Source organism: Nocardia uniformis NBRC 13702 (genome assembly GCF_001613345.1).
Lineage (GTDB): Bacteria > Actinomycetota > Actinomycetes > Mycobacteriales > Mycobacteriaceae > Nocardia > Nocardia uniformis.
Map to the genome: position 1 here is coordinate 1 of NZ_BDCE01000087.1, position 12257 is coordinate 12257.

Consider the following 12257-nt stretch of genomic DNA (forward strand, 5'->3'; position numbering starts at 1 on the left):
GTTGCCCGCATCCCCAGACACGGCAATGCCCCGGCAGTCCAACTGCCGGGGCATTATTCGTGCAGAGTCAGAACAAGCCCGCGAGGGCCGTGTCCTTGGCTTGGAGTTCGGCATTGCCGGTGCGCACCAGGGTGGCCGCGCCGCCGAGGGTGGCATTGAGCTGGTCGGTGTGCGAGCGCCAGACGCGCTGGAGGTCGGCGAACGCCTCGTTGGCGTCACCCTTCCAGTTATTGGTGACGAATTCCTCGACACTGCGGTGGAAGGCCTCGAGCTGATCGCGAATGCCTTCGGCCCGCTTGATGATGGTGTTGGCGTTCTGCTCCACACCGGCGAACTGGGCGGAAATAATCTGGCCCATCGATGCTGCCATGGGATGTCCTTTGCTCAGGTTGGAAAGAGTGAGGGTGTGAGGTTCTTTACACCGGGGGCAGGTCGAGGCTGGAGACCTGCGCCTTGACCTGAGCGGCGAAGTCGCGGTCGTGATCCTCGTAGTTGGAGCCGGCCTTGATGAGGCCCTCGGCCGTCTGCATCAACTTGTCGTTGAGCCGGTCGGCCTGGAAGTAATAGCGCTCCATGAAGGCGTTGAAGGCATCGGCCGCGCCGCCCTTCCAATTGGAGCCGGTGGTGATGGCGTCCTCATCGGATTTGAGCTGACGGATCTGGCCCATCAGCATCTCGTGCGTCTTCTTGAACTCCTGGGCCTTGGCCTGGATGAGCTCATTACTCGCTTCGAATGCACCTGCCACGGTGCCTCCTCTCGGTTCGCGGGCGGACGACCCCTACTCAGTCTTGGACGCGGGTCATTGCCCTGCGGTTCCACCCCTGTTCAGCAATTTGTCAGCACCCTAACCGACGGGTATGCGGTCTGACCAGCTCTGATGTCCGCTACGCGAGGTGTGGCACGCGAGAGTAATCCCACAGTGCCGACCGGTTGGTCGACTACCAGCTATTGGTCAGCAGTGCGTACTGGGCGGCCGCTCGCTGATGCGCGTCGGTGAGCTGATCGCCCTCCACCGTGGCTACGTACTGGCGATAGGTGACCGCACAGCGGAACCGCTTGGTGCTGTAATCGTCCTTGGTGGGACTTTCGCCGCATCGCGCATTCGGAATCGCGGCCGGTGCGTCCGCCGCATTGGGATACGAGTTCTCCAGAATGACGGTGATCAAGTTCTCCGCGGCTTCCGTATCGCGGGTGCGGAACACCATCGAACTGTTCGACATGGATCGGCTCAGCGAATAGCGGTCCATGCCGACGTCACGCATAACACGCGACCAATGGTCCTGATCGCTCACCTGGTGCAGGAAGCCGCGCAATTCGAACGCCGCCTGACTGCTGATATCGGGGCTACCGAAACCGTCCGGATTGAGGGTGCGGCGCAGCATGCCATCGGTGTCGTACTTCAGGCGCAGCATATCTTCGCGATTGAGCGGTTTCAGCGCGTCGAGGAGCGGGGCCTGGGCGTCGTACACCTGCTCGACGAGTTCGGTCAGCTTGTCGAGTTCGGGGTCCTTCAGACCCGCGTACACATTGATGACATAGTTCGAACGCGCCATGACGGAACCGATAGTTGGCACGCCTGGCCGCCAATGTGTGTGCGCATCAGCGTATTTCGACAGCTGGACCGGCTGGTTCGCATCGGCGGCCAGCTCGAAGTCCAGCTCTTCGATCTCCATCGCGGCCTTCTTCGCCGCCTCCTCGCTCGGGAACTGGAGAACGGTCACCGTCGTGAAAGAGGCGTCCTCCGGGCGCTTTCCGGATTTGTCGGCGGGCGTATCGCGATGCCCGACGGCGTAGCCGAACATCATGCCATTGCTCTCGAGCACCGGTTGGGTGACATCGGCGAGTGTCTTGGTCGCCTTTTCCGCATCCAGGATCGGGACGGCCCCGGTGCCGTATTTCAACCGCGCGTCGATCTCCGGCCCGGTCACCACCTGGTCGGCCAGGCGCATGAGCGCCAGGTTCGCACCGCCGGATAGGTCGTGGTAGTAGGTGTAGCGCAGGTCCAGCGGATCGGTGGCGTACTTGCCGACCTCCAATTCCCGAACGTCGAGCTCGCCCGCCGCTGCTGTTCCGTCAATGGTGGATCCGCATCCGGCCACCGTCAGTGTGATCGCCGCCAGGGCCGCGAAACGAATACCTCGTGAAAGCATGTTCATCCTCGGCGGTGATCAGTTGCTGTTGACCAGCAGGGCGTACTGCGCGGAAATCCGTTGCTGTGCATCGAGTAACTGATTCGCCGCGACCTCGGCCGCGTAGCGCCCGTGCGAAACGAAGCAGTAGTAGGCGATTTCGAACTTATTGGCGTTGACGGCCTGGTGGCACTGGGCATTCGGCAGATTTTGCGGGGAATCGGCGCGCTGGAACTTCCGCGACGTCTCGGTGCGCTCGGCAATCAATTCGGCGGCCGCCGCCGCGTCCCTGGTGCGGTACAGGAACGAACCGCGCCAGGCCACGCGGTCCACGCCGGTCTTCTCGAACAGTGGCCCGTCGACCTCGGGGGCGCTGGAGATCTGTAGGCCACCCTGGCGGTCGTACACACCGGGCATACCGCGCTGGGAGTTATCGTCGAGCACCGTGAACAGCGCGCGCGCCAGCACGCCGTCCGGATCGACCTGCAAGTCCATGAGCTGGTCCGACGGGGTCGCCGGGAACTCCGCGACCCGCGGGGTGATGACCTCGATACTGCGCTTCGCCCGCTCCAACAGCTTCGGCAGGTCGCGTTCCTTCAATACCGACATGACGCTGTCGTAGACATAGGTGAAGATGACGAATTTGCCGGTGGCGTACCAGGATCGGAGCTGACCCGGACCCGAGATATTGTCGACCGTGAAGGCGATCGCCTCGGGGTGATCGGGAATCTCTACGGCCTGGTTCTCGTCCGGGCCCGATTCCAGGTCCAGTCGCCCGAGTGCCGCCGCCGCATCGGCCGCCGCCTGATCATCGGAGAAGACCATGACGACGTTGTCGAGTTCGTAGGACAGGTTCGCGACCGCATCGGAGCGGCCGGTGGTGACGAATCCCCCGACGAACCCCTGCGCGGCTTCATTCATGGCATCCGGATCCGCGTCAGCCCGGGTTCGAATGGCAGCCGAGCTGAAGTCGATAAACGGCCGGACCGCACCGCCCTGGGCCGATGGCGCGTATTTCACCTCGGGCATGATCTCCGAGGGCAGCGGCAGGTAGTTCGCCAGCCGCTCGGCCTCGATGAGTTTGGCCAGCTCGATGGAATTGACCTTGTCATAGGGCTTGATCTGGGTCGGGAAACCACCGACGTTCAGGCTGGCCAGATCCACGACGGGCTCGGCCGGGTCGGCCGGCGAGTCCGAATCCGATCCGCAAGCGCTGGTGAGCGCGATGGATACGGCGATGCCGACGGCGCACGCCGCCCGGCCGAAATTACGCATGGGGTCCCCTCCCCTCGAGCCGATCCGCGATGCCCGCCGCGGCCTCGGCCTCCTACTTCGCCGGTCACCTTACTTGATGCGGTCGTGCAGTACCGGGACGAGTTTGGACAGCAGCACCTGCTCGGAATCGGGCGTCCAATTGCGCATGGCGGCGACGGCTGCGGCATCGTCGAGCGGGATCACCGCGGCGCGCGAGCCGGTGATCTGATAGGGCAGTCCGAGAAGTCCACCGCCCCCGGCCTTTTCGTCACTGCGGACGGCGATGATGTAGGAATCATCGGGGGCTTTCAGCTCCCCGTATTCCGTTGACGGCCGCGGTGACGGTTCGTCGCCCTGCCGGGTAAAGCTGAGGTTGTAGACGAAGCCGAGGTCGGTGAGGAACTGTGTCTGCGGTGTGCCGCCGAGGTAGATCGAGAAATTCTTGCTATCGGTGACGTCCACCATGGTGATGGTCTTGCCCTGGAAGCCCGGATTCTCCTGGCGTGCCCGGTCCTTGGGGGTCTGCGCCGTCGTCGCGGTGGAAGTCGCTGCCGCCCCGGTATTCCCGGTCGAGGCGTCGCCGTTCAACGCCCACACGCCGATTCCGGCGGCGAGCGCGACCGCCACGGTCGCCGCGCCCGCGCCCAGCAGCAGGCCCCTGCGGCTCTTCGCAGGAGCCGGGGTGGGGATCGGGTGGTGCGGCGAGGAGATGGAAGTGGCTGTGTGTGGACCGGTTTCGTAGTTCGGCCGCAGCATGCCCGGCGGTGGTACCTGGACCGGATAGGTGGGGGATGTGTTGGTTCGGACCGGGTTGTGCCCTGGGGTCAGCGCATTGGCCGCGGCGTCGGTGAATTCGCGGCAGGTGTTGAAGCGCTCGGCCGGATTCTTGGCCAGCGCCCGGGCGAAGATGTAATCGATGGCACCGGGCAGATGCGGGTTGACGCTGGTGGCGCGCGGCGGTGGCTCGTGTAGGTGCCCCATCATGACCAGCGCGGGTTGCGTTGCCGGATAGGGGTTCTGGCCGGTGATCAATTTGAAGAACGAGCACGCCAGGCTGTAGATATCGGCGCGGTGGTCCAGCGGCTGACCCGAGAGCTGCTCCGGCGGCGCGTACGCGATGGTGGCCACGAAGCTGCCGGTCTGGGTGAGTTCGACGGTGTCCTCGGCGGACTTGGCGACGCCGAAATCGGCCAGCAGAGCGCGTTCTTCGTCGTCGTCCTTGGCGGTGGAGAGCAGGAAGTTGGCGGGTTTGACATCGCGGTGCAGCAGACTCTTGCGATGCGCGTAGTCGAGGCCCTTACCGACCTGGGTAACGATGCTCAGAGCGCGCAGCGGCGTCATGGAGTGCGGGTCGCGCTTCTGCTCCGCCGAGGCGTCGGTGCCCTCGATGTACTGCATGGCGATCCAGAGTTGGCCGTGTTCCTCGCCGCGATTGTGGACCGACACGATATTCGGATGATCCAGGCCCGCGACAATATTGGCCTCGCGCTCGAAGCGGCCCCGGAACTCCGCATCGCGGGACAGGTCGGCGCTGAGCACCTTGAGCGCGTCCATGCGCGGCAATTGCGGATGTTTGGCGAGGTAGACGGTTCCCATACCGCCGCTGCCCAGCACCCGTTCGATGCGGTAACCGCCGACGATGGTGCCGGGACTCATCGCCATAACTCTGAAACTCCTGGTAATTCGGTGGGGCTGGATGCTGTCCGGAGCATACTGGACGGCTCCGACCTGCGATGGGCTGACAAAATGCCGCTGTGGCGGCTTCAGAGGCTAGCTTCAGAGGCTATTGGCGAACAATGCGTACTGCGCCGCCACCCGCTGCCGCACATCGGATTCATCATCGCTCGAGACCACGCCGATGTAGCGCTTGTAGGTCACGTAGCAGCGGTTCTTGTACTCGGTTTCACTGTCGCCCTTGCTGTTCAATCGCACGCAGCGCGCACCCGGCACCTCCTTGGGCGCGTCGGTGGTGTCGTAGTGGTCGCTCTCATCGGCGAGGAGGGCCGTCGTCAGGAGTTCGGCTCCGGCCGCGTCGCGGGTGCGGATCACCGAACCGGTATCGGCATTGGCCATGGCTTCGGCCCCGCTGTCCTGCACGGCTTTCCGGATCTTGGACTGGTCATTGGCGTTGTGTACGAGCTTGGTGGGGCCGTAGATATTGAACAGGCGCGGATCGGGCTCCATACCGCTGCGGTCCTTCACTGTGACGCGGGCCAGCAGTCCGTCCGGATCGACCTCCAGGCTGGAGAATTGGCTCTGGGCGGTGGGTTCGAACTTGTCCAGCACCGGCACCTGCGCGTCCAGGGCCTTGCGCACCCAGTCCAGCAGATCCTGCTCCACGGCTTCGGGGCGCTCGATGAACAGCGAGATGACGAAGTCGCGGTACGCCATGAAGGCGCCGACGGTGGCGATACCCGGCCGCCAGTGGATGTGCGCGTCCGGGTACTGGCTCAGCGAGAGTTTGCGATTGAGTTCCGGCGCGACGTCGAAGTCCGCGTCCTCCAACTCCTGTGCGGCGGTGGCGGCGGTCTGCTCATCCGCGAAGCGCAGCACCATATTGGTGACGGTGGTGGAATCGGGCGCATCCTCGCGCCCGGACAGGTCGGCCCGGTCCGAACCGCTGGCGGCGAAGGCGGCCAACAGGTTATTGCGCTCCAGCACCGGTTCCGATACCGCGGCCAATGCCGTTTCGGTGGCGTCGGCGGCATCGGTGGTGGCGCGGCCGCCGCGACCGTAGACCAGTGCCGGGTCGATAGCGACGGTCGGGGCCACGGCCTCTGACATTCGGAAGCCCTCGAGCAGCGCCCCGCTGTTCCCGGCGTCCTGGTCGTAGCGGTACTTGTCGGTGGAGTAGGCGCCGACCTCGAGCTCGCGGACGTCGATTTCGCCGGCGACGGGTGTGCCGTGCACGCTGCCGCACGCGGCGAGTACGACCGCGGTCAGCGAAAGGTACACAGCGAAAAGTGGTTTGCGCGCACTGCGAACCATGTCAGTCCTCGTTCCTCCCAGACGATGCGTTCAAAGTAACCGACGATGGTCCCGCCCGGAGCGGCGTCGCACGAGAAGATCGTTCACGGGTGTCATCGTCGGCGGACGGGCCGGACGCAACCGCGACAGCGACACGTAACCTGGTGCGTGTGTTGAGCTCCACCTGTCGTCGGTCGACCGAGGGCCGAGTCCATTGATGGATCGGCAGGTCGAGGTTGTCGCGGGCAGTCATGTGCTCACCCGGATCGCGGGCGCTGTGATCCTGGTCGCACATCGGGAACGGGGCGTGCCGACCGCGGATTCACGCGCCATGGTGGCCGCGCGGGGCCTGGCGGAATTGGTGGTCGAGGCCTCCGAGCAGGCTCCCGAGGGGCCCGGGCGATTGGTCGCACGGCAGGCCACCCGGTGGCTCATGAAGGAGGCCGACCGTATCTCACCCGGTGAATCGGTGGATTTCGGAATTCTCTCCGCCGCCGATACCGGTGGCCTGGCGATATTTCTGCATGGTGCGGCGACCGCGGTGCTGGCCGGTAGAACGGTCGAGTACTACCGCGGCAGCGATGCCGCCTTCACGGTGGATCGGGTTGCCGAACATCCGGCGCGAGCGGCGGCGCTGTATATCGATGACGGCAAGGGCCGGGTGCCGGAGCTGCCGGAGCGCGGAATCGGTTCGCTGGTCGAAGGTGTGGCGCAGGCTGCGGGGGCGATCGTGTGGTTCGTCGGGGATCCGGTGCTCACCTGGCGGCCGCGCGCGTCCGAAACGGCTGGGCGACATCGCGCCACCACGGGCGAACAGCGCAGTGTGCCGCCGCCGACCTCGGCCTTCGATCCGGTGACCGACCGCGCTGAGCCCCAATTCGACGACCCCGACCTCACCCCCACCCGCACTTCCACGCGACCACCATCCGAACCGGATTTCGCCCCGGAGCCCGAACCTCGGTCCGCACCTGCCGATTCGCCGCCGTCACGGCCCGAATCATTGCCCGCCACCGGTGGTTTCGACCCGCATCACGCGCCCACCCAGACGGAGGCGGGTACCAATCCCGCGCCGAAGCCCGATCCGAATCTGCAGAGTCGGCTCGATGCCACCGCGAAGGCCACCGCGCTCACCGTGAAGGTGCGCGGATTCAAATGCGCGCGAGCCCATCCCAGTGATCCGCGTTCGGCATTCTGCAGCGTCTGCGGTATGCCGGTGGATCAGACCCAGCCGTTGGCCGAGGTGATCCGGCCGCCCCTGGGCATGCTGGTTCTCGATGACGGGATGACCTACATGTTGGCCGCCGACGCCGTGCTCGGCCGCGATCCGGAGCAGTCCGAGGCGGCGCGAGCGGGCCTGGCGCCCCTGCGTATCGACGACTCCTCCGGCGGAATGTCGCGCGCGCACGCCGAAATCCGTTTGCTGAATTGGGATGTCACGGTCGTGGACCGCGGCTCCACCAATGGCACCCGGGTGCGAAATCCCGGATACCGGGATTGGATTCGGCTACAACCGAACCAGCCGATGACACTCGCGCCCGGCGCGGAGGTCATGCTCGGCAACCGGGTGCTGCGGCTCGAACCCGTCGCCCCACCACCGTTCGGCTGAGCCCCACCTCGCCGGGATGTCGGGGCGTGCCGCTGTTGTAGCGGTCAGGAATACCGAGCGGCGCAGGTGTTCTGGCTGCCCAGAACACCTGCGCGGAAGGCGTCCACGCGAGAGAATCCGCTCGGCACCGTTTTGCCCTCGGTATCGCTGGCGGCGAGGCCATCGGTGAGTAGACCCGAGACCGCTTCGTCGAGATCGCCGGGGGAGAGGGTGATTCCGACCTGGTCGTTGGTGCCCGGGTCGGCCAGTTTATTGGTGATCACGCCCGCCAGGCAGGCCGCGCGCAATCCGGTCTTGGCGCCGGTGAGTTTCTGTCCGGCGTCTCGTTGTACGGCCAGCGCGTAGCGGGAGATGAACACCACGTAGGCGTTGTAGTCGCCGCTCACCTTCACCGGAAGTCCGTCCTGCTCATCGGCATTGGAGGCGCCGCGTTCCGCGAGGGCGGACAGGTCGGTGCCGATGGTGTTGGTGGCCGGGCAATAGGTGACCGGGACGGTGTCGGCGCCGTTGCGGCAGCTCATCTTCGCCGTCCGGTAGTCATATTCGGGCTCGTTGGAAATCGGCATGACGGCGGCCATGGCCTTGGCCATTTCATCCAAAGTCGCCTGGTCGATCTCGGATTCACCGCGATTGGTGTCGTCACCGAAGGTCTGCGGCAGTTTGCCGCGGCGGCTCTCGATCTCGTCCGCGTCAATGGTCTTGCAGCCCTTGGCCCCATCGGTGAATCCGATCTGGGTGGCGGTGACTCTTTCGAACGCTGATCCGTGCACGCTGTCGGGATCGTCGGGATTGTCATCGCGAATGGCGACGGTGGCGGCCAGCACCGAATTCAAACCGTCGGAGGTATTGATGGTGAAGTGCTTGGACTTGCCTTCGGCCACATGGCGAATGAACGCGCCCGCGAAGCAGTCGGCCTGCTGTTCCTTGACCAGGGTCGGGGTTTTTCGCGTGACGATCTTGGCCATGGTCTGGATGGCGTGGCCGTACTCGTGCGCCATGACCGTCACCACCGACATCTTCCCGAACTGCTCCTGCACGGCGGGCAGCAGTACCGCGCGATCCCAGCCGATGGAATTGTCCAGGCTGCAGTAGGCGGCATTGACGAGCCGGTAGGTGGTGTCCTCGCAGAACTCGACCGCTTCCTTCCGCGGCGTGCGCGCACTCCAGGAGACGAAGGTGTCGAGCGGAGTGAACTCGCCCTCGAACTCCCGGGGATACTCACTCTGCCAATAGGTCTGGATATCCTCGAGGGCATTGAGTACCAGCTTGTCCATCTCGCCGCCATCGGAATGGCTGGCGGTGAGAGTGGAGTCGGCGACCCCGGCGCGCGGCCCACTGGGGCCGCTGGTGGTGGGCAGTCCGGCCACCTTGAACGGGTCGTCGTAGATGGAAACGGCGCGTCCGTCCACGGTGAAGGTGCATCCGGTGAGCAGTACGGCGATGAGGGTGAGCACGACGGGTAGCGCCGCTGCCCGGCCGCCCGGCTCGAACAATCGACCGGTCGTACGGCGCATCGACACATTCACTCCCTTGCAGACCGACCAGTTCATCGCCCCGCGGTGGACCTGTTGCCGATCAGGGCTCCGCCGAATTCCGGGCAATCGAATAGTATCCGCAGCATGTCTTTACCGGGGGCGCAGCAGATCACCGTGCGTCAAGATGGAACCGAACGGGTCTTCGACGCGAGCCAGCAGATCACTATGGGGCGCGCCCCCGAAGTGACTCTCTTCGTCGATAGCCCGCTCGTATCACGCGTGCACGCAATCCTATCCTTCCAGGGCGGGGCCTGGGTACTCAGCGACAATGGCAGCACCAATGGTGTCTTCGTGGATGCCCGCAGGCTCGCCGCCCCGCTCGCCATTCACCGGCCCACCCAGGTGCGTCTCGGCGACGCGATAACCGGGCCACTGCTGCAGCTGCTGCCGCAGGCCGCGCGGGTCGGGGCCCCGCAGCAGCCCGAGCGCCGCACCCCGCCGCCGCAGCCGCAGCCGCGACCACAGCCGCACGGTCAGCGTCCGCCGTCGAATCAGCAGCCCAATGTGGGCTGGCCGCCGTCCAACCAGGCGCCGGTGCAGCGCCCACCCTCGAATCAGCAACCGCTGCAACGTCCCCCGTCGAATCAGCAGCCCGTGCAGCGCCAGCCCTCGGCGCCGCAGCCGGTGCAGCGGCAACCTTCGGCGCCGCAGCCGGTGCAGCGTCCGCCCTCGCCCCCACAACCGTCGGTGCCGCTGCACCCGGGCGCTCCGGTGAATATGGAGGTAACGGGAAAGGCTGACATCTCCGCGCTGCCGCCGATGCGGGCGCGGTCCTCCGATGAGCCCGTCGCCAGCGCGGACCGACTGCCGCCGGGTGGACTGCACATCGGCCGTACGCCCGACAACGAGATCGTCGTGAACGATCCGCTGGCCTCCCGGCGGCACGCTCGCCTGTTCGGCGGCAGTCAGGGCCTCAGCATCGAGGATCTGGGTTCGGCCAACGGCACCTTCGTCAATGGTCGTCGCGAGCAGCGCACACTGCTGCGCGAACGCGATACCGTCACCATCGGCAATGTCGACTTCGTGGTCAAGCAGGGCAAGCTGGAGCACCGGCAGCGGCCGGTCGCCGAGCAGGGTCTGCACGTCCACGGCGTCGGATTCACCGTCGAGGGCAATAAGGAACTGCTCGTCGATGTGAATATGCAGGCTGGGCGCGGATCGCTGACCGCGCTCATCGGGCCCTCCGGTGCGGGTAAATCCACACTGTCGAAACTCATCGCGGGCAGTACCCAGCCGTCGGCCGGAGCCGTCACCTTCGAGGGGCGCAATCTGCACGCCGAATACGACGCGCTGCGCTCCCGCATCGGCATGGTGCCGCAGGACGATGTGCTGCACAAGCAGCTCACCGTGAAGCAGGCGCTGGGCTTCGCGGCCCAGCTGCGACTGCCGCCCGATACCACCAAGGCCGACCGGCAGCGCGTCATCGACGGTGTGCTGGGCGAACTCTCGCTCACCCAGCACGCCGATACCCGGGTGGACCGGCTCTCCGGTGGCCAGCGCAAGCGCGCCTCGGTGGCCATGGAACTGCTGACCGGTCCGTCGCTGCTCATTCTCGACGAGCCCACCTCGGGTCTGGACCCGGCGCTGGACCGACAGGTCATGACCATGCTGCGTGAGCTAGCCGACGCGGGTCGCACCGTCATCGTGGTCACCCACTCGGTGGCCTGCCTGGATATGTGCGATCAGGTGCTGTTGCTCGCACCCGGTGGTAAGACCGCGTTCGCCGGACATCCGGGTACGGTTCGCGACTTCCTCGGCACCAGTGACTGGGCGGAGATCTTCGCCCGTGTCGCAGCCGATCCCGACCGCGCCTTCGCGAATTTCCGTTCCCGCCAAGCCTTTGCGCCGCCACCGCCGCCCCCGGTGCGGCAGGTGCAACCCGCGATACCACCGAAATCCAGTGGTTTCAAACAGTTCTCAACGCTTGCCCGCAGACAGCTACGATTGATTCTGGCAGACCGCGGTTATCTCGCCTTCCTGGTGATCCTGCCGTTCGTACTCGGTGGACTATCGCTGGTGGTGCCCGGTACCAACGGTTTTCAGAAGGGCGCGCTCAAACAGGTCGGCGACAGTTTCGTCCAGGAGGGCGGCGCCGAAGCGCAACAGCTGTTGGTGGTGTTGATCCTCGGTGCGTGCTTCATGGGTTCCACGCTCACCGTGCGAGATCTGGTGGGGGAGCGGGCAATCTACTTCCGGGAGCGCGCGGTCGGCCTGCGGTCGGGGGCGTACCTGATGTCGAAGATCATTATCTTCAGCATCGCCGCGCTGCTGCAGGCGGGCGTGATGATGGCCATCGTGCTGGTGGGCAAGAAGCGGCCGGGACCCGGCGTAGTGATCTCCAATGGCAGTGCGGAGCTGTATGTCGGCATCGCGCTCACGGCGGTGACCTGCGTGATCGTGGGTCTGCTGCTGTCGACGCTGGCCAAGTCCAATGAGCAGGTGATGCCACTACTGGTGGTCACCATTATGTTCCAGCTGGTGATGGCGGGCGGCATGATCCCGGTCACCGACCGTATTGGGTTGGAGCAGGTTTCATGGCTGTTCCCGGCGCGTTGGGGATACGCCAGCGGAGCCTCAACGGTGAATATCCGTGACATCTTCTCCGCCGCGCAACCGGATGAGCTGTGGAAGCACGAGGCGCCGATCTGGTTCCTCAATGTGGGCATGCTCGTGGTGCTGGCGATTGTGCTGTCTCTGCTCACCTGGTCGCGGCTGCGACTCAAGAAAACAGCCGCATGACCGGCGCGACGCGCGTTTCCCAAACT

The 12257-nt window shown here is 65.4% G+C and carries 9 protein-coding genes; 2 read left to right on the forward strand and 7 right to left on the reverse strand.

Translation table 11 applies throughout. The annotated features are described in order from the left end of the window. Positions 1 to 67: 67 nt before the first annotated feature. From NU1_RS31925 to NU1_RS31950, 6 genes are all read right to left on the reverse strand, one after another. Positions 68 to 370 carry a WXG100 family type VII secretion target gene (locus NU1_RS31925; RefSeq protein WP_245720404.1) on the reverse strand — a complete coding sequence of 101 codons (303 nt, stop codon included), beginning with the start codon at positions 368 to 370 and terminating at the stop codon, positions 68 to 70. A 46-nt stretch (positions 371 to 416) separates the two neighbouring features. Further along, entirely contained in the window at positions 417 to 746 is a 330-nt protein-coding gene (locus NU1_RS31930; protein ID WP_067527204.1) for a WXG100 family type VII secretion target, read from the reverse strand. A gap of 193 nt (positions 747 to 939) precedes the next feature. Next, on the reverse strand, positions 940 to 2151 hold the full coding sequence (locus NU1_RS31935) for a DUF7373 family lipoprotein (RefSeq protein WP_157553318.1): 1212 nt from the start codon (positions 2149 to 2151) through the stop codon (positions 940 to 942). 18 nt (positions 2152 to 2169) lie between these two features. After that, a complete protein-coding gene (locus NU1_RS31940) occupies positions 2170 to 3405 on the reverse strand; it encodes a DUF7373 family lipoprotein (RefSeq protein WP_067527206.1) in 1236 nt (411 codons plus the stop codon). Positions 3406 to 3474: 69 nt separating this feature from the next. Further along, the gene (locus NU1_RS31945; RefSeq protein WP_245720405.1) at positions 3475 to 5040 is read right to left on the reverse strand and encodes a serine/threonine-protein kinase; all 1566 of its coding nucleotides are present in this window, start codon (positions 5038 to 5040) and stop codon (positions 3475 to 3477) included. Between the two features lie 120 nt (positions 5041 to 5160). Beyond that, positions 5161 to 6372 carry a DUF7373 family lipoprotein gene (locus tag NU1_RS31950; protein ID WP_067527208.1) on the reverse strand — a complete coding sequence of 404 codons (1212 nt, stop codon included), beginning with the start codon at positions 6370 to 6372 and terminating at the stop codon, positions 5161 to 5163. A 196-nt stretch (positions 6373 to 6568) separates the two neighbouring features. Between NU1_RS31950 and NU1_RS31955 the strand changes: the two genes are divergently transcribed. Beyond that, on the forward strand, positions 6569 to 7957 hold the full coding sequence (locus tag NU1_RS31955; protein WP_067527209.1) for an FHA domain-containing protein: 1389 nt from the start codon (positions 6569 to 6571) through the stop codon (positions 7955 to 7957). Between the two features lie 44 nt (positions 7958 to 8001). Here the strand turns inward: NU1_RS31955 and NU1_RS31960 are convergent, their stop codons facing one another. After that, the gene (locus NU1_RS31960) at positions 8002 to 9507 is read right to left on the reverse strand and encodes a neutral zinc metallopeptidase (RefSeq protein WP_281221282.1); all 1506 of its coding nucleotides are present in this window, start codon (positions 9505 to 9507) and stop codon (positions 8002 to 8004) included. 69 nt (positions 9508 to 9576) lie between these two features. On the opposite strand from NU1_RS31960, the gene NU1_RS31965 reads away from it, so the two are divergent. Then, positions 9577 to 12231, forward strand: coding sequence for an ATP-binding cassette domain-containing protein (locus NU1_RS31965; protein WP_067527210.1), 2655 nt, complete (start codon positions 9577 to 9579; stop codon positions 12229 to 12231). Positions 12232 to 12257: the final 26 nt, after the last annotated feature.